This is a genomic window from Ectopseudomonas khazarica (genome assembly GCF_017915135.1).
Lineage (GTDB): Bacteria > Pseudomonadota > Gammaproteobacteria > Pseudomonadales > Pseudomonadaceae > Aquipseudomonas > Aquipseudomonas khazarica.
Genome location: NZ_CP068551.1, coordinates 1,359,396 through 1,377,468, shown reverse-complemented (window position 1 = coordinate 1,377,468; position 18,073 = coordinate 1,359,396). Strand labels below are relative to the sequence as shown.

The following is an 18,073-nucleotide window of genomic DNA, read 5'->3' as shown; positions in this document are numbered from 1 at the left end:
ATTCACCCAACCGACAGAAGGTCGCAATTAATCCTTGCTATTTGCGTAATAGGAATTATTCTCAGTTACGTAAAGACGGCCAAGGAGAACTGCCATGACCTACCTGATCGATGCCTGGCTGGATCGGCCACATCCCTACCTGCGTATCCTCAACCGCCAGACCGGCGAAGTCTGCGCCGTGCTGGAAGAAGATGCGCTGGACGAGCTGCGTGACCAGGGTGACCTGGACCTGCACGAACTGAGTTCGAGCGAGCCCATCGTGCTCAAGGAGTTGGTGCGCAGCCTGTTCCTGTTCTGCTATGCCAGGGCCTTGCGCCCCTGAGCGACACGTCGAGCGCCAGCCCTGGCGCCAAAACGCAAACGGGGCGCCCTGTCACCAGGGCGCCCCGTTTCGTTGCAGCCGCGCAGGATGGACGACGTTTCACCCTTGCACCGTGATCACGATGCAAGGCTAACGCCAGCGACCCGCCTGCGGATGGCGCTTACAGGATGTCGAGCAGCTCGACGTCGAACACCAGCACGCTGTGCGGCGGGATGCTACCGACGCCCTGGGCGCCATAGGCCAGCTCGCTCGGCACGTGCAGGCGCCACTTGCTGCCGGTACCCATCAGTTGCAGGGCCTCGACCCAGCCCGGAATCACGCCGCCCACCGGGAATTCAGCCGGCTGGCCACGCTCGTAGGAGCTGTCGAACACGGTGCCGTCGATCAGGGTGCCGTGGTAATGGGTACGCACCTGGTCCTCGGCCGACGGCTTGGCGCCCTCGCCCGCCACCAGTACTTCGTACTGCAGGCCGGACGGCAATACGGTCACGCCTTCACGCTTGGCGTTCTCGGTCAGGTAGGCACGGCCTTCGCCTGCAGCCGCTTCGGCCTTGGCAGCGGCTTCGGCCTGCATGATCTCGCGGATGACCTTGAAGCTGGCCCCCAGCTCGGCCTCGGAAACGCGACTGGCCTGGCCGGAGAAGGCATCGGTCAGACCGGCGAGGATGGCCTGCAGGTCGACGCCCGGCGGCGGGTTGTCGCGCAGCTGACCACCGAGTTGACGACCGATGCCGTAACTGACGCGGCCCTCGTCGGAGGACAGATCGGGGCTGAAGGTGAATTCGGACATGAAAAGGCTCCGCTTGGGGCTACAAAAAGGTCGGCCAGCCTAGCACAGAACAGGATTCGACCGGACGCCGCGCCAGCCTGCCGAACGCAAATGGCCCGCTCGCCCTCGGTGCCACGCATTTGCTACTACCTTTAGCTAAGCCTCACTTAAGAAAAGGACAGATATCATATTGATATCATTCGTTCGCTTCCCCGCGCAGGAGAGTGCGTCATGCAAGATAGCTCTCGCGTCAGTCTTCGGACATGGATATGGCGTGCTTTCGCTCAAACGGCCCTGATCCCGCTGATCCTGGTGGAAACCGTACTCATCAGCGTCTATCTGATCAGCAACGTCTCCATTCGTGATGCGCAGATGTCCCACCTGCGCGAGACCGCACTCAACGACCTGCAAAGCGCGGCCGAACAGGAAGCCCATCTGTTCGAAAGCGAACTGGGCCATATCTCGCGGCTGACATCCACCTACGCGGCGCTGACCCAGCAGACCCTGCACGACCAGCGACCTGTCGCCCCGGCCGAACTGGCCGTCACACCCAGTGGCGTGCGCTACAGCGCCGAGGATGACGGCGGCTCGGCGTCCTTCTACTCCAACGTCACGCCGCTGCAGCAGCAGGACCTGAGCAAGGTCGCCCGGCTCGCCCAGCTCGACCCGCTGATGCGCGAAACGGTGCGGCAGAATCCGCTGGTCGCCAGCATCTACTTCAACAGCTGGGACAGCTACAACCGCATCTACCCCTGGTTCGACACGTCGCAGCAATACCCTCACGACATGGTCATCCCGGACTTCAACTTCTATTACCTGGCGGACGCCGCGCACAACCCCGAGCGCAAGGTCGAGCTGACCGACATCTACCTCGACCCGGCAGGCCAGGGCTGGATGCTCTCCGCCATCGCCCCGGTGTTTCGGGGCGACTTCCTCGAGGGAGTGGTCGGCCTGGACGTCACCGTGAGCAAGTTGCTCGAACATATCCAGGGCCTGGACGTGCCCTGGGGCGGCTACGCGGTGATCGTCAGCAACGAGATGAACATCATGGCCTTGCCTCCGGCCGGTGAAACGGACTTTGGCCTCAGCGAGCTGACCACGCACTCCTACGATGACGCCATCAGCTCGGAGCTGTTCAAGCCGGAAGATTTCAACCTGCTGAAGCGCAACGACACCATGGCCCTGGCGAAAAGCATCGGCGAGCGCAGCAATGGTGTCCTCGCCATGTCGCTTGATGGCCAGCCCAAGCTGGTGGCCTGGGCCAGTATCCCGGCGACGGGCTGGCACCTGCTGGCGATCGTCGACGAGAGCGTGGTGTTCAGCCAGACCAATGCCCTGGCCAGCCACTACCGCGACATCGGCTACCTGCTGATCGCCGGCCTGGTGCTGTTCTACCTGGTGTTCTTCGCCTTCATGTGGGGCCGCGCCCGCAAGCTGACCGAGCGGCTACGCCAGCCCATCGGCGGCATCGTCACCATGCTCCGTGAAATCGGCCAGGGCAACTGGAAGCCGAAGCGCCCGGCGACCACCATCGCCGAGCTGGAAACCATCATCGACGACGTCGAATCCATGGGCCAGCAACTGGAGCGCAATGCCACCCAGCTGCAGCGCGCCACCCATGAAGCGCAGGAGGCCAGCCTGGCCAAGAGCCAGTTCATCTCCAGCATGAGCCATGAGCTGCGCACCCCGCTCAATGCCATTCAGGGCTTCGCCCAGCTGATGCGCATGCAACAGGCACCGCAAGACGTCCAGGAGACCGACTACCTGGAAGAGATTCTGCTGGCCAGCCGTCACCTCAACCAGCTGGTCGGGGACATTCTCGACTGGTCCAGCCTGCAGAGCGATCAACCGCGCCTGGAGTTGCGGAAGGTCGACGCCGTCGAGCTGATGCACGAGTGCGCGGACCTGGTCGCCCCGGAAGTCGAAGCACGCGGCCTGAGCCTGCAGGTGTCACTGCCGAGCGAGCCCCTGCCGGTGCTGGCCGATCAGCGGCGCCTGCGCCAGGTGCTGTTGAACCTGCTCTCCAATGCGATCAAGTACACCCCCGCCGGAAGCATCACCCTGAGCTGCCAGGCCCGGGATGAACAGGTCCGACTGATGGTCAGCGACACCGGCATGGGCATCGCCAGCGAGCTGCAACCGTTGCTGTTCGAACCGTTCCAGCGCCTCGGTCAGGAGAACGGCGCCATCCAGGGCACCGGGATCGGCCTCTCGCTGTGCAAGGAGTACGCCGCCCTGATGAACGGCGAGATGGGCCTGGAAAGCCAGCCCGAGCAGGGCAGCCGCTTCTGGATCAGCCTGCCCCGCTACAGGGAGTCCGAGCGCAGCGCCACGGAGCAGCCGCACAAGGCCAGGGCCCGCGTCTATCACGGCGACCTGGATGAGCGTAACCGCGAACTCGTCAGCCTGGCGCTGTCGGACTCCGACCTGCTGCAGTTCGACGATGGCCGCGAACTGCTGACGGCATTGCGCGCCCAGCGCCCCGACGTGCTGCTGCTGAGCGTGGACATGCACGGCCTGGACGGGCGCGAACTGCTGCGCACGCTGCACCAGAGCCCCGAGCTGGCAGACCTGCCGGTCGTGCTGCTGAGCCGTGAGGACCAGCTCGAGGAGCTGGTGGGGCTCGGCGTCAGTGCCCTGCTCGCCGTACCCATCGACCCCAACGAGCTTTACCAGCTGGTCCGAGACCTGACTGGCCAGGAGGCACCGCATGCTCTCTAAGGACTTCCAGCAATCACGGGTGGTCATCGTCGACGATGTGGTCGCCAACAGCCGCCTGCTCGAATCCAGCCTGAAGGCCTTCGGCCTGCGCAACACCATCAGCTTCTCGGATTCCGCCGCTGCGCTGGAATGGCTGCAGCACAACCCCTGGAGCCTGCTGCTGCTCGACCTGGACATGCCCGCCCCCAACGGCTTCGATATCCTGCGCGCCTTGTCCGGTCGCGACCGCAGCACCAATCCGATCATCATCATCACCGCCCTCAGCGATACGGCCAGCCGGCGTACCGGCCTGGAGCTGGGCGCCAACGACTACCTGAGCAAGCCGGTCGACCTGCCCGAGATGATCCTGCGCGTGCGCAACAGCCTGCAGATGAACCAGGCGACCCTGGCCCTGCACGAAGCCAACCGCACCCTGGAACAACGCGTGCGCGAGCGCACCGCGCAACTGACCCTGAGCTACGGCGCGGTGGTGCGTACCCTGTCGCGCGCAGCGGCCTACCGTGACAACGAGACCGGCAACCACATCATGCGCATCGGCGAGTCCGCCGCGCTGATCGCCCAGGCCCACGGCATGGACCCGCATTGGGTCGAGCTGATCCGCCAGGCGGCACCCATGCACGACGTCGGCAAGATCGGCATAGCCGACGAGATCCTGCTCAAGCCCGGCAGGCTCAACGATGACGAGCGGCAGCTGATGCAGCAGCACCCGCAGATCGGCCACGCCATTCTTTCCGACCAGCACGCCTCGGAACTGACCGCCCTGGCAGCAGAGATCGCCCTGAGCCACCACGAGAAATGGGACGGCAGCGGCTATCCTGAAGGTCTGAAAGGCGAGGCGATACCACTCTCCGGGCGCATCGTCGCCATCTGCGACGTCTACGACGCCCTGCGCATGGCGCGCCCCTACAAGGCTCCCTGGCCACGGGAGAAGGCGCAGGCCTTCATCCGTGAACAGTCGGGCAAGCACTTCGACCCGGCCCTGGTCGCCATCGTCGAGGGGCTGTACGAGCAGATAGAGGCCCTGCAGCAGGACCTCAGCGACGCGCCACAGGCGAAATGACCTTCGCGGACCAGGCCAGGCAAGGCCTGGCCACCGCCATCACAACTCGGGTACCGCCAGCATGAACTTCAGATCCATCTCCATCGCCCCACGCGCCGCAATAGGGTTTGGCTTGATTGCGTTACTGGTGTTCGCGCTGGGGGGCTTCGCCCTGCAGCAGATGCGCAGCATGCATGCCCACTCCAGCGAGGTCGAGGACAACTGGATACCCAGCCTCAATACCCTCGGCGACGTCACCCAGGACGTCCTGCGCCTGCGTGCACTGACCCTGCGCATGGCGTTGAGCGAAGACGCCCAGCAGTTGCAGGCGAGCATGCCGCTGGCCGACGAGTTGCTCGCCGACCTGGAGCAGGCCCAGCAACGCTACGAAACCCTGATCAGCTCGAGCGAGGAGCGCGCCCAGTTCGATCGCTTCAAGGCCGCGGAAGCCAGTTATCTCGCCCTGCGCAAGCAACTCGTCGAGGACCTGCGCCAGGGTGACCGGCAGAAGGCTCACAACGTACTTGGCGGCAGTTTCAACGAGCAGTCCGACGCCATGGTCGCAGCCCTCAACGCCCTGATCGCGCTGAACCGCCAGGGCGCGTCAGCGGCGGCACAATCCTCCGGCGCCGTGTACAGCCATGCCCTGCGCGGCACCGTGCTGGCCATGGCCCTGGCGGCCATCGCCACGGCGATCCTCGCGACGCTGCTGACGCGCAGCATCGTCAGGCCGTTGGCCGAGGCCGTGCAGGTGGCCGACTCGGTGGCGGGCGGCAATCTGACCCTGAGCTTCGACACCCGGGGCAACGACGAACCGGCCAGGCTGCTGCTGGCCCTGAAGAGCATGCAAGGCAACCTGCGCGGCACCATCGAACAGATCGCCGATGCCTCCGACCAGCTGGCCTCCGCCGCCGAACAACTCAGCGCCGTGACCGAGAACACGGCGCTCAATCTGCACCAGCAGAGCCAGGAGATCGACCAGGCCGCCACGGCCGTCACCGAGATGAGCACGGCGGTGGACGAGGTGGCGCGCAACGCCGCCAGTGCCTCGGCAAGCGCCAACGCGTCGGGCCAGGTCGCCCAGCAGGGCAGCGAACGCATCGCCCAGACGCTGTCGTCGATCAGCCAGCTGGCCAGCAATGTGGATGGCACCTCGAGCGATTTCGGTGAGCTGGCCGACAAGATTCGCGGCATCAGCAAGGTGCTGGATGTGATTCGCGGCATCGCCGAACAGACCAACCTGCTCGCCCTCAACGCCGCCATCGAGGCCGCGCGTGCCGGCGAGGCGGGCCGTGGCTTCGCCGTGGTCGCCGACGAGGTCCGCGCGCTGGCGCACAAGACCGGCCAGTCGACGCGGGAAATCGAAACCATGATCGGCACCGTGCAGAACGATACCGAGCGTGCGCTGCATGCCATGGAGTCGAGCAACGGCCTGGCCCAGCACACTCTCGATATCGCCCAGGGCGCCGGCAGCGCGCTGCAGCAGATCATCCAGTCGATCGCCGAGATCGGCGAGCGCAGCCTGGTGATCGCCAGCGCGACCGAAGAGCAGGCCCACGTCGCCCGCGAGGTGGACCGCAACCTGGTCAACATCCGCGACCTGTCGCTGCAGAACTCGGCCGGCTCGGAACAGACCAGCACCGCCAGCCGCGCCCTGTCGAACCTGGCGGCCGATATGCAGGGCATGGTCGCGCGTTTTCAGGTCTGAACCGCAGAGCGGCGTGCACGGCGGCAGCGCTCGGAGCAGTAGCGCACCTCGTCCCAGCAGCGTGCCCACTTCTTGCGCCAGGTGAAGGGCAGGCCGCAGCATGCGCACAGCTTCACCGGCAGCTCACCCTTCTTCACAGCATTTCTCCGGCATCCAGCCGCGCCAGCAGGCGTTCCCCCCAGTCCCAGAGCGCCTGTTGCCGGGCGTCGTCCATGCGCGCCAGGTTACGGTAGACCATGCCCATGCGCGGGTTGCGCTGCAGGGGGTCGCGGTGACGCATGAGGAAGTGCCAGTACAGCGCATTGAACGGACAGGCCGACTCACCGGTGCTCTCGCTCACCTTGTAACTGCAACCCTGGCAGTGATCGGACATGCGCTTGATGTACTGACCACTGGCGCAGTAGGGCTTGGAGCCGAGGTAGCCGCCATCGGCGTGCATCACCATGCCCAGGGTATTGGGCAACTCGACCCAGTCGAAGGCGTCCATGTACACCGCCAGGTACCAGTCACAGATGGCCTTGGGCGCGATGCCGGCGAGCAGGGCGAAGTTGCCGGTGAGCATCAGCCGCTGGATGTGGTGTGCATAGGCGTGCCGCAGGGTCTGGCCGATCGCCTGACGCATACAGTTCATGCGCGTCTCGCCGGTCCAGTAGAACGCCGGCAACGCACGCGAGTTGCCGAATGCATTGCCTTCGGCATAGTCGGGCATGCGCAGCCAGTAGATGCCGCGCACGTACTCGCGCCAGCCGATCAGCTGGCGAATGAAGCCCTCGGCCGCGTTCAGCGGCACATCCCCTGCGCGGTAGGCCGCCTCGACCTCGGCGCAGATCCGTCGCAGGTCGAGCAGGCCGATGTTCAATGCGGCACTGATGCGCGAGTGAAAGAGAAACGGCTGGTCGTCGGCCATGGCGTCCTGGTAATCGCCGAAGTCGGCGAGGCCCCGGACGAGGAAGTGCTGCCAGAGACGCTCGGCCTGTTCTGCCGTCACCGGATAGTCGAAGCCGTCCAGGCTGCCGTAATGGTCGGGGAAGCGCTGCGCCACCAGCGCCAGCACCTCACGGCTGATGGCGTCCGGCTCGATCCGTAACGGCGCGGGCGGCTGCACCTCGCGCGGCAACGCCTTGCGGTTGTCTGCGTCGAAGTTCCAGGCGCCGCCCTCGGGCGTGCCGTCGGGGTTGAGCAGCAGGCCATTGCGGCGACGCATCTCACGGTAGAAGTACTCCATGCGCAGCTGCTTGCGTCCCTGCGCCCAGTCGGCGAAGGCCTCCCGGCTGCAGAGAAAGCGCGAGTCGGCATGCCAGTGGATCGGCACGCCGCAGTGGCGCAGCGCCTGCTCCAGACGCCAGTCGCCGCATTCGGTCAGGTGCACTTCGGCAGGATCGAGCTGCTGCGTCCAGCGCAGCAGCTCGCCCGGCAGCGAGCCACTGTTGTCCACATCGTCCAGGGTCACGTAATGCACCTGCAGCCCCTGCTCGCGCAACTGCTCGGCGAAATGGCGCATGGCGCTGAAGATCAGGGCGATCTTCTGCGGGTGGTGCGGCACATGGCTGGCCTCCTCCATTACCTCGGCCAGCAGCAGGTGATCGCGCTGCGGGTCGATGTCCTGCAACGCACCGAGGCCCGGCGTCAGCTGGTCCCCCAGGATCAGCACCAGCCGGCGCACACCCGGCTCGCGCGTGAACGAGGCAGTCACCAACTGGAACGGAAGGCGATGGGCACGCGCAGGCTGTTGTCAGCCGACGGCATGCCGCACATCTCGTCGTGCACCGAACTGTGCACCAGGAAGAAGGGCAGCGCCGGCATTTCCTGCAGGACGTCCCGTGCGTGCTCGACCGAGCGCAGGTTCAGCGTGCTGCCGCGCGGGTCGAGAATCGGATGGCTGCGGCCGTCCATCTGCGCTTCGAGCAGATAGATACCGCCCTCCAGGGAAATCAGGTTCAGTTCATCGATACGCCCGGCCTGGGCGTGGATAGACAGGTCATGCAGATTCATCAGGTCGGCCTCCTGGTTAAACTATACAAGAACCTATACAAAATTGATTCTTGTACAACATAGGAAAAACTCAAACCTGAAAAGCAGACCGCCCGTCATGTTCGGACGGGCGGTCGGGGGCGTGCGGGTCAGTCGTGCTTGGGCTTGGTCAGCTTGTCCAGATAGCCCATGGCGAAGGCGGATGCGACGAACGTCATGTGAATGATCACGTACCACTTCAGCTTCTCGTTCTCGATCTGCTGGGCATCCATGAACATGCGCAACAGGTGAATCGAGGAGATCGCCACGATGGAGGCGGCAACCTTCATCTTCAGCGAGCTGGAGTCCATCTTGCCCAGCCAGTCGAGTTTCTCCTTGCCTTCATCGATGTCCAGCTGCGAGACGAAGTTCTCGTAGCCGGAGATCATCACCATCACCAGCAGGCCGCCGACCAGTGCCATGTCGATCAGCGACAGCAGCACCAGGATGAGCTCCGACTCGCTCTTCTCGAACACGTGCGGAAGGATGTGGAAGATTTCCTGGAAGAACTTCAGCGACAGGGCCAGCAGCGCGAGCGACAGGCCGAAGTAGATAGGCGCCAGCAACCAGCGCGAGGCATACATCGCGTTTTCGAGTAAGCGTTCCATGTGTGGCTCACAGAAGGAAAAGAAAAACGGCGGCGAGTATAACCAGCAGCCGGCCGCAGCAGAAGCATCGGTGAAATTGTGGATAACCCTCTGGACCGGGGCCTGGGCAGCCCTGGGGGGCGCTGCCGCTCAGCTCTGCCCGTCGGTCTCGGGATGGCGCTGGAAGGACCCTGGCAGGCTGTAGCGCTCACCGTTGACGCGGCGCAGCTCGGCCTGCAGGTGCACGCGCCAGATCGGCGGTTCGCTGCACTCGACATATCCCTGCACGAACAGGCTCTCGGCGATCGCTTCGAGCACGTCTTCGGCGACGAAAGGCCCATGGAACGGGCCCTGGGCCCGGATCGCAGAAGGTTGCGCCCCCGACATCCCGGCAGCGCAGAGCAACGTCCAACGTCCGTTGTCTCCTGCCAGTGGCCTGATGATGCATTCGATGCGGGTCACCAGGCCCAGGCATTGGCGGGTAAGGCAGAGGCTGCGCGACATGACGACGACCCTCGCAGAATCCAGACCTCAGCCTACACCCCGAACGCTTGCACTGTGAAGCCAAAGTTATTCACTCAATCTGTGGATAACTCTGTGCATGACGGGTGAGCAAGATGCCTGGGGCAGCTACCTCAGGCGATCCGGGACAGTCGTGCAAGATTCGATCAGCTGGCGCCGCCCTCCTCCTCGCCCTTCTTGCGTCGGGGTGCCTTGGCCGGTTTGGCGGCCTCGGCCTTGGCCTTCTCGACCTTGGCTTTCTCGGCCTCGACCGGCTTGCTCTCTTCCTCCAGGCCGATCTCGGCGATATCGCGCAGGCGCTCGACCACCCGGGCGTTGACGCTGCCCTTGGGGAAACGGCCCTTCTCGTCGGGGTGCCCGGCCGGCTCGCCGACCAGCAGGCTCAGGGCCTCGTCGACATGGCGCACGGCGTAGACGTTGAACTGGCCGGCGCGCACCGCCTGCAGCACGCGCTCGTCGAGCATCAGGTTGGCGACGTTGGAATGCGGGATGATCACCCCCTGCTCGCCCGTCAGGCCACGCGCTTCGCAGAGCCGGAAGAAGCCCTCGATCTTCTCGTTGACCCCGCCGACCGCCTGCACTTCGCCGAACTGGTTGATCGAACCGGTGATGGCGAAGCACTGCTTGAGCGGCGTGCGCGACAGCGCGGAGATCAGCGTGCACACCTCGCCCAGCGAAGCGCTGTCGCCATCGACGTAGCCATAGGACTGCTCCAGGGCGATGCTCGCGGAAATCTCCAGCGGGAATTCCTGGGCATAGCGACTGCCGAGAAAGCCGGTGAGGATCATCACCCCCTTGGAGTGGATCGACTGGCCGAGGCTCACCTCGCGTTCGATATCGACGATGCCGCTGCCGCCGGGGTAGACGGTGGCGGAAATACGCGCCGGCACGCCGAAGTCCGAGTCGCCGACGGCCAGCACGGTGAGGCCGTTGCACTTGCCCACGGCAGCGCCACTGGTGTCGATGAGGATGATGCCGGCCAGCATGTCATCGATGATCCGCGCCGAGACCCGGCCGGTGCGGGTCGCCTTGGCCTTCAGCGCACGCTCGATATGGCCGACCTCGGTGATGCTTTCACCGGCCAGCTGACGGATGAAGTCGGCCTCGCTGACCAGCTGGAACAGATCGCCGATCCGCGCCGACAGGCGCCCCTGGTGCTCGGCCAGGCGCGCACTGTAGGTGGCCAGGCGTGCCACGGCCGCGCCGGTGAGCGGCGCCATGCCCTCTTCCGAGGTGCGGGTCTTCATCAACTGGGCGAACTGCTCCAGGCTGTCCTCGGCCAGCGGGATGTCCTCGTCGAAGTCGACCAGCACACGGAACATCTCCTGGAAGTCCGGATCGTGATCCTGCAGCGCGTAATAGAGCTGGCGCGAGCCGATGATCACCACCTTGAGCTGCAGCGGGATGACCTGCGGGTTGAGGGTCACGGTGGCAATGCGACCCAGGTCGCCCAGCGGCGACTCCATCTTCAGCTGGCGCGAATGCAGGGCACGCTTCAGCGCCTCCCAGACGAAGGGCTCGCCGAGCAGCTTCTCCGCCTCGACCACCAGGTAGCCGCCGTTGGCCCGGTGCAGGGCGCCTGGACGCAGCTGCCGATAGCTGGTGTACAGCGCCCCCTGGTCGGAGCTGTATTCGATACGGCCGAACAGGTTGTCGTAGGTCGGGTGCGACTCGAACACCACCGGCGCGCCGCCATTGGCGTGATGGCCGACCACCAGGCTCGGGCAGTACATCTCTTCCAGCAGCTTGCGCAGCTGCGGGTCGGCCTTGTCCACATCCACCAGCTGCTCGACCGCGGTCTTCAGCAGGTTGACCTGCATGGCCTGCAGGTAGGCGCAGACACCGGCGTTCTCCGCGTACTTCTCCGACAGCGGCGCCAGCAGCGGCTGCAGGGCCACGGTGATGGTCTCTTCGTTGAGCTGGCGCAGCAGGTTGCTCGATTCGCGCTTCCATTGCGGCAGGCTCGCCAGTTCTTCGTTCAGGCGCTCTTCCAGCTCGGCGATATCGGCGTGGAAGCGCTCGCGGTCGGCCTCCGGCAGCTGGGCGAACTCGGCTTCGTCCAGCGCCTTGCCGTCCGCCATCGGGGTGAAGGCGATGTTGCTGCTGTCGCGGTACAGTGCCACGCCCTTCTCCAGCGCCAGGCGTTCGATCACGTCCAGCGCCTGGTCGTAGCGCTTGTTGAAGCCACGGTCGATGGCGCTCTTCTTCTGCTGGTAGGTCGGCGTCTCGAACACCGCCGGGAAGGTGGCCAGCAGGTTGTCGATCAGCTGATTGATATCGGCGATGAAATCGCCGGCAGTGCCGGCAGGCAGCTCCAGGGCGCGCGGCTCGCGTGGCTCGTCGAAGTGGTTGACGTAGACGCGGTCGGCCGGGGTGTCCATGCGCTTGGCTTCCGCCTTGAGGTAGCGCTGGACGAAGGAGAAGCGCCCGGTACCCGGCTCGCCCATGACGAACACGTTGTAGCCCGGGCGCGGCATGGCCACGCCGAACTGCAGGGCCTCGACCGCGCGCGCCTGGCCCAGCACGCCGCGGAAGGGTTCGAGATCATCGGTACTGTCGAAATTGAACTGCTCGGGGGCGAAGGGGCGGGTCAGTGATTCGGGGGCAAGGCGCAAAGCATCGAGGCTACGCTTGGACATTGGCGATCCTTATAGCGGGCGGAGTCTTCCGCAAAACATGGGGTGATTCTGGGCCTGTGGCGCGAAGAGGATCAAGGCTTGATTCAAGGCAATGCGCAAAAACGGTGCTGCGATAAGCTGCCACGCATTGCCCCACCAAGCCTGCGCCATCGACAGGCAGCCCCACCACAAGGAACCTTGCCTATGAGTGCCTTTCAGGAAATCGCCGCCCTGCTCAGCCTGTCCGCGCTGCTCGGCATGCTCGCCGTGAAGCTGCGCCAGCCGCTGATCATCGCCTACATCCTGGTCGGCATTCTCGCCGGCCCGGCGGTGATGAACCTGTCGGGCGATCACAGTTCCATCAGCCTGCTGTCGGAAATCGGCATCACCGTGCTGCTGTTCGTCGTCGGTCTCAAGCTGGACATGCACCTGGTACGCACCCTGGGTGCGGTGGCCCTGGCCACGGGCCTGGGGCAGCTGGCCTTCACCATCCTCGCCGGCCTGGCCCTGTGCCGCCTGCTGGGCCTGGACTGGACGAGCGCCGGCTACGTCGCCGTCGCGCTGACCTTCTCCAGCACCATCATCATCGTCAAGCTGCTGTCGGACAAAGGCGAGATCGACTCGCTGCACGGGCGCATCGCCATGGGTTTCCTCATCGTGCAGGACATCGCCGTGGTGCTGGCGATGCTGGTGATCAGCCTGTACCAGCCGGCCAGTGGCGAGCACACGGGCCTGTCACCGCTGGCCCTGATCGGCGCGCTGCTGGCCAGCCTGCTGGTGCTCTATCTGCTGATGCGCTTCGCCCTGCCCCGCCTGCTGACCCCCATGGCCCGCTCCCCCGAGCTGCTGATGCTGGTGGCGATCGCCTGGGGCACGCTGCTGGCGGGCGGTGCCGAGGCACTTGGCCTGTCCAAGGAGCTGGGCGCGTTCATCGCCGGTTTCTGCCTGGCCTCCACGCCGCTGCGCGAGGCGATCGCCAGCCGCCTGACCAGCCTGCGCGACTTCCTCCTGCTGTTCTTCTTCCTGCACCTGGGCATCCAGCTGGACTTTTCCTACCTGCACCAGCAGATCGGCAGCGCCGTGCTGCTGTCGCTGTTCGTGCTGATCGGCAACCCCCTGATCGTCATGGCCATCATGGGCGCCATGGGCTACCGCAAGCGCACCGGTTTCATGGCCGGCCTGACGGTGGCGCAGATCAGCGAGTTCTCCATCATCTTCGTCGCCATGGGCATCAGCCTCGGCCACGTGGGCGGAGCGGCACTGGGACTGACGACCTTGGTGGGAATCATCACCATCACCCTGTCCACCTACATGATTCTCTACTCGCAACCGCTGTTCGAACGCCTGTCTCCCTGGCTCGGGCTGTTCGAGCGAAAAGTCGCCCACCGCGAGAATGCCGAGGACAACGCCCCCGCCCAGGCACAGCCGGAAGTCATCGTCTACGGCCTCGGTCGCTACGGGCGCGAGCTGGCGCACCGCCTGCAGGAGGGTGGCCTGCGCGTGCTGGGCGTGGACTTCGACCCACAGGCGCTGGCCAGCGCCCGCCAGGCCGGCCTGGCCGTGTGCTACGGCGATGCCGAGGACGCCGACTTCATCGCCCACCTGCCCCTGCAGCAGGCCCGCGCGCTGGTCAGCACCATCCCCCAGCGCGAGGTCAACGCATTGCTGCTGCGCGCCGCGCGCAGTGCCGGCTTTCGCGGCAGCGTGACCCTCAGCGCCTTCCGCGAAGGCGACCTGGAAGCCTTCAATCGCGCCGGCGCGGCCAGCGTCCTGCAACCCTACATCGACGCCGCCGACTCGGCCGCCCGGCGTCTGCTGCAGGAAGTCGAGGCGCCGCTCAGTTGAACTCGGCGCAGTGCAGGCAGTACTCGGCGACCGGCATGGCGGCCAGGCGCGCCGCATCGATCGGCTCGCCACAACACAGGCATTCGCCATAGCGCCCTTCGGCCAGCCGCTGCTGCGCCTGGCGCACCCGCACCAGGCCCTGCTCGGCCTCGGCCAGCAGGGCCTCCAGCACTTCATCGTTCTGCCGTTGCTGCGCCTGCTCGGCGAAATCGGCCGAATGGGTGCGCCCCAGATCGCGGCGAATCGCCTCGGCGCGGGTCGTATAGTCGCGCTGCAGCGCGTCCAGCACATCTCGATGAGCCATGAGCCCTGTCTCCTTGGGAGTGAGGAATCGCCAGTGTGATCCGCCACGCACGGCGCAAGACTGACGCCGATCAGCACTTGCGCGAAATGCGTTCATCGACTGCCTTGACACCCAGCGCATGGCTGACCAAAGCTCGGCCATCCTCATAAGCAGAAGAACAGTGCCCTTGAAACGGATATTCGCCGTCATCGCCCTGAGTCTCAGCCTGCCCCTGCATGCCACCAGCCTCGAACGACTGGCTGATGATCCCTACTGGATCGCCCTGGGCCATTACGAAACCGGCAAACTCGGTGGCTGGCGCAGCTACGTCGACGACGACGATTTCTTTCTCGCGGAACACGGCGCCAGCGACCCGGCAGCCGAGCTCCAGGCGACCGTCAAGGCGCTGTACCAGCCCGCCGAGCTGGGCGACCGCCACCCGCAGTGCGTCTACCCGGCGCGTACGCGCTGGCTCAAGGCGCAGCTGCAACTGAACGACCTGCCCACCCCGGACTGCGCCGAGTACCGCACGTGGATCGCCGACGTGAACCCACACAGCACGGTGCTGGTGTTCCCGGCGGCCTACCTGAACAGCCCGTCGTCGATGTTCGGTCATACCCTGCTGCGCATCGACCAGCCCGACATCGACAGCCACAACACCGCCTTGCTCAGCTACGCGCTGAACTTCGGGGCCTTCATCGAAGGCAACGACAACAGCATCCTCTATGCCTGGCGCGGGCTGATGGGGGGTTACCCCGGCCTGTTCGCCCTGGTGCCGTACCGCGAGAAACTCAGCGAGTACAACCGCCTGGAGAACCGTGACCTGTGGGAGTACCGGCTCAACCTGACGCCGGAGGAAACCACGCGCATGGTCGAGCACGTCTGGGAACTCAAGCAGATCCGCTTCGACTACTTCTTCTTCGACGAGAACTGCTCCTACCGCCTGCTGGAACTGCTGGAAATCGCCCGCCCCGGCATCGAGCTGACCGAGCACTTCCCGCTCACCGCCATCCCCACCGACACCGTGCGCGCGGTCAAGGACGCCGGGCTGATCGAGCGCATCGACTATCGCCCGTCGCGTGAACGCGAGCTGCAGGAGCGTGCCGCCCCGCTGGACGCCGACGAGCAGGCCTGGGTACTGCGCCTGAGCCAGGACCCGGCGCAACTGGACGCCGCCGCCTTCACCGCCCTGCCTGCCGAGCGCCGCGCCCTGATGCAGGATGCGGCCTTCCGCCTGGTGCGCTACCACGCCAACGACGAAGAGCGCAGCAGCAACGCCCAGCGCAGCTTCCAGCTGCTCGGCGCCATCAGCCGCAATCCACCGCCGGCACTGGACGTCGAGCGCCCACCGCTGCCCGAGGAAGGCCACGAATCGCGGACCTGGCAGTTGGCCGGCGGCAGCCGGGACGATCGCGCCTTCGCCGAGTACGGCCTGCGCATGGCCTACCACGACCTGAACGACAACCTCGACGGTTTCCCGCTCGGCGCACAGATCGAGATTCTCCAGCTCAAGCTGCGTCAGTACGAGAACAACCACTGGCAGCTGCAGCGCCTGGACCTGGCCAACATCCGCTCGCTGACTCCGCGCAACGCCTTGCTGCAACCGCTCTCCTGGCAGGTCGGTGGCGGGCTGGAGCGGGTGCTGGGTGAAGACGGCGATACTCCGCTGGTCGGTCATCTCAGTGGCGGTGCAGGCGCCAGCTGGCAACTGCACGACGACCTGCTCGGCTTCGCCCTCGGCACCGCGCGCCTGGAATACAACGAGGACTTCGCCGCCGTCATCGCCCCCGCGCTGGGCTTCAACACCGGCCTGCTCTGGCGCAACCCCATGGGCAACCTGACCCTGGAGGCGGCTGGCGACTTTTTCCACAACGGAGAGGTGCGCCGCCGCCTGTCACTCAACCAGCAGTGGGAAGTCTCGCGCAACCTCGGCCTGCGCCTGAGCGCCCAGCGTGAGTTCAGCCAACTCGCCAGCCCGGTCAACGAGGTGAAGCTGGAGCTGCGCTGGTATCACTACTGACGCAGCGCCTGCCAATCCAGGCCGAAGCGCGCCAGGTACTTGCGCAGACGGTCGGCATCGTTGGGTTGCGCCTTGGCCAGGCGTGATACCTGATACAGGCGTCTGCCCGCTTCCGACAGGCTGTCGGCCTGGCGGCACACCTCGATCACCGCCTGCAGCTGCAGACGGTCGAACAGATCGAGGCCGGCAGCCTGCTCCCCGAGCAGGTCGCCCAGCGCGTCCTGCTGCTGGGCCAGCCCCCAGGCCCGCCGCAGCCGCGTGATTTCCTCCTCGACCTGCGCCTCGTCGATACGCCCGCTGTCGGCCAGGGTGGCCATGCGCGTGATCGAGGCCGACAGCTCGCGGAAGTTGCCCTGCCAGGCCGCCTCGCCCGAGCTGGCAAACGCCAGGTAGCGGCGCCGTGCCTCCAGGTTGAAGCGCACCATGCGCCCCTGCTCGCGAGCATGACGCTCCAGCTCGAAGTCGATGTTCGGTTCGATGTCCTCACGCCGCCCGGCCAGGCCCGGCAGCTCGAAGGTCCACAGGTTGATGCGGGCGTAGAGGTCCTCACGGAACAGGCCCTCGGCGACCCGCGTACGCAGGTCGCGGTGCGTGCCGGCGATCAGCAGAAAGTCGCTGCTTACCTCCTTGTCCGAGCCCATCGGGAAGAAGCGTTTTTCCTCGATGGCCTTGAGCAGCATGGCCTGCTCGTCGAGACCCAGCTCGCCGATCTCGTCGAGGAACAGCATGCCGCCATCGGCCGCGCGCAGCAGGCCGTCGCGGGCGTTCTGCGCACCGGTGAAGGCGCCCTTGATATGGCCGAACAGCGCCGACATCGCGCCATCGCCGCGCAAGGTGGCGCAGTTGACCTCGACGAAACGTCCCTCGACCAGATGGCGACTGCGCTTGAGTTCGTACACGCGGCGGGCGAGGAACGACTTGCCGGCACCGGTCGGGCCGATCAGCAGCATCGGCGCCGATGAGCGCAACGCGACCCGTTCGATCTGCTCGATGCTGCGGTTGAAGGCGTCATTGCGCGTGGCGATGCCGGACTTGAGGAAGGCCAGGCTTTCCAGGCGCTTGCTCTGAAAACGCGAGGCGATGCGGTCATAGCGCGACAGGTCGAGGTCGATCAGTGCATGGGTGCCGGTGACCTGCGCCGCCTCATCACGCTTGCGCGCCGGTGAGGTCTGCACCAGGCGCGCCGGCAGATAACGCGCCTCGGTCAGCAGGAACCAGCAGATCTGGGCCACGTGGGTACCGGTGGTGATGTGCACCAGGTAGTCCTCGTGCTCGGTATCGAAGGCATAACCACTGGTGAAGTCATGCAGTGCGCCATACACCTCCTCGAAATCCCAGGGGTTGCGCAGGTGCATCGGCTGCAGACGCACCTCGGTCTCCGGGGAAATCTGCTGGATGTCGGCGCGGATGCGCTCGGCCAGGCTGAGGTCGCGTGCATCGGTACCGTGAATCAGCTCCAGGCGATCGATCAGCAGATCGGCCTGCTGACACAGACCGATGCTCGGCCGCCACTTGTTCCAGCGGTTGGCGCCCTTGCCGACCCGATCCAGGGTCGCGCCGATGAAACCGATGGCGACCGTGCGCTTGCCATTCATATCCGCCGCCTCAGAAACTATCTATAAAGATAAA

General features: G+C 65.5%; 15 protein-coding genes. 6 read left to right on the top strand and 9 right to left on the bottom strand.

All coding sequences use genetic code 11. The annotated features are described in order from the left end of the window. Positions 1 to 94 precede the first annotated feature (94 nt). Complete coding sequence (locus JLK41_RS06310) at positions 95 to 322, top strand: PA4570 family protein (protein ID WP_037047109.1); 228 nt, start codon at positions 95 to 97, stop codon at positions 320 to 322. Between the two features lie 160 nt (positions 323 to 482). Here JLK41_RS06310 and bamJ read toward each other — a convergent pair whose 3' ends face one another. Further along, the gene (gene bamJ / locus JLK41_RS06305) at positions 483 to 1,112 is read right to left on the bottom strand and encodes a BamJ family beta-barrel-assembly machinery protein (RefSeq protein WP_047588739.1); all 630 of its coding nucleotides are present in this window, start codon (positions 1,110 to 1,112) and stop codon (positions 483 to 485) included. 210 nt (positions 1,113 to 1,322) lie between these two features. On the opposite strand from bamJ, the gene JLK41_RS06300 reads away from it, so the two are divergent. The 3 genes from JLK41_RS06300 (at position 1,323) to JLK41_RS06290 (ending at position 6,559) form a co-directional block, all read left to right on the top strand. Then, the gene (locus tag JLK41_RS06300; RefSeq protein WP_210390611.1) at positions 1,323 to 3,812 is read left to right on the top strand and encodes an ATP-binding protein; all 2,490 of its coding nucleotides are present in this window, start codon (positions 1,323 to 1,325) and stop codon (positions 3,810 to 3,812) included. Further along, a complete protein-coding gene (locus JLK41_RS06295; protein ID WP_210390610.1) occupies positions 3,802 to 4,872 on the top strand; it encodes an HD domain-containing phosphohydrolase in 1,071 nt (356 codons plus the stop codon). The genes JLK41_RS06300 and JLK41_RS06295 overlap by 11 nt, the downstream gene beginning before the upstream one ends. Before the next feature lie 61 nt (positions 4,873 to 4,933). After that, on the top strand, positions 4,934 to 6,559 hold the full coding sequence (locus JLK41_RS06290; RefSeq protein WP_210390609.1) for a methyl-accepting chemotaxis protein: 1,626 nt from the start codon (positions 4,934 to 4,936) through the stop codon (positions 6,557 to 6,559). Here JLK41_RS06290 and JLK41_RS06285 read toward each other — a convergent pair. The 6 genes from JLK41_RS06285 to JLK41_RS06260 all read right to left on the bottom strand — a co-directional run bounded on the left by JLK41_RS06285 (position 6,550) and on the right by JLK41_RS06260 (position 12,317). Further along, positions 6,550 to 6,696: a DUF2256 domain-containing protein gene (locus JLK41_RS06285; protein ID WP_081876413.1), complete on the bottom strand. Its 147-nt coding sequence runs from the start codon at positions 6,694 to 6,696 to the stop codon at positions 6,550 to 6,552. The two genes, JLK41_RS06290 and JLK41_RS06285, sit on opposite strands and share 10 nt — an antisense overlap. Next, the gene (locus tag JLK41_RS06280) at positions 6,693 to 8,252 is read right to left on the bottom strand and encodes a cryptochrome/photolyase family protein (RefSeq protein ID WP_244976481.1); all 1,560 of its coding nucleotides are present in this window, start codon (positions 8,250 to 8,252) and stop codon (positions 6,693 to 6,695) included. Before JLK41_RS06280 ends, JLK41_RS06285 begins: the two co-directional genes overlap by 4 nt. Further along, on the bottom strand, positions 8,249 to 8,551 hold the full coding sequence (locus tag JLK41_RS06275) for a DUF6482 family protein (protein ID WP_037047088.1): 303 nt from the start codon (positions 8,549 to 8,551) through the stop codon (positions 8,249 to 8,251). Before JLK41_RS06275 ends, JLK41_RS06280 begins: the two co-directional genes overlap by 4 nt. A gap of 128 nt (positions 8,552 to 8,679) precedes the next feature. After that, positions 8,680 to 9,177 carry a TIGR00645 family protein gene (locus JLK41_RS06270; RefSeq protein ID WP_037047085.1) on the bottom strand — a complete coding sequence of 166 codons (498 nt, stop codon included), beginning with the start codon at positions 9,175 to 9,177 and terminating at the stop codon, positions 8,680 to 8,682. A gap of 129 nt (positions 9,178 to 9,306) precedes the next feature. Continuing rightward, entirely contained in the window at positions 9,307 to 9,660 is a 354-nt protein-coding gene (locus JLK41_RS06265) for a PA4575 family protein (protein ID WP_150608517.1), read from the bottom strand. 164 nt (positions 9,661 to 9,824) lie between these two features. Next, a complete protein-coding gene (locus JLK41_RS06260; protein WP_037047080.1) occupies positions 9,825 to 12,317 on the bottom strand; it encodes a Lon protease family protein in 2,493 nt (830 codons plus the stop codon). A gap of 183 nt (positions 12,318 to 12,500) precedes the next feature. Here JLK41_RS06260 and JLK41_RS06255 point away from each other — a divergent pair, with 183 nt between their 5' ends. Next, positions 12,501 to 14,141 (top strand): cation:proton antiporter, encoded by a 1,641-nt coding sequence (locus tag JLK41_RS06255; protein ID WP_175253117.1) that lies wholly within the window; start codon positions 12,501 to 12,503, stop codon positions 14,139 to 14,141. Here JLK41_RS06255 and JLK41_RS06250 read toward each other — a convergent pair. Next, a complete protein-coding gene (locus JLK41_RS06250; RefSeq protein WP_037047077.1) occupies positions 14,134 to 14,445 on the bottom strand; it encodes a TraR/DksA family transcriptional regulator in 312 nt (103 codons plus the stop codon). The two genes, JLK41_RS06255 and JLK41_RS06250, sit on opposite strands and share 8 nt — an antisense overlap. 166 nt (positions 14,446 to 14,611) lie before the next feature. Between JLK41_RS06250 and JLK41_RS06245 the strand changes: the two genes are divergently transcribed. Next, the gene (locus JLK41_RS06245; protein WP_483400362.1) at positions 14,612 to 16,444 is read left to right on the top strand and encodes an Lnb N-terminal periplasmic domain-containing protein; all 1,833 of its coding nucleotides are present in this window, start codon (positions 14,612 to 14,614) and stop codon (positions 16,442 to 16,444) included. Here JLK41_RS06245 and rtcR read toward each other — a convergent pair. Further along, positions 16,438 to 18,039: an RNA repair transcriptional activator RtcR gene (gene rtcR / locus JLK41_RS06240; RefSeq protein ID WP_134677271.1), complete on the bottom strand. Its 1,602-nt coding sequence runs from the start codon at positions 18,037 to 18,039 to the stop codon at positions 16,438 to 16,440. The two genes, JLK41_RS06245 and rtcR, sit on opposite strands and share 7 nt — an antisense overlap. Positions 18,040 to 18,073 lie beyond the last annotated feature (34 nt).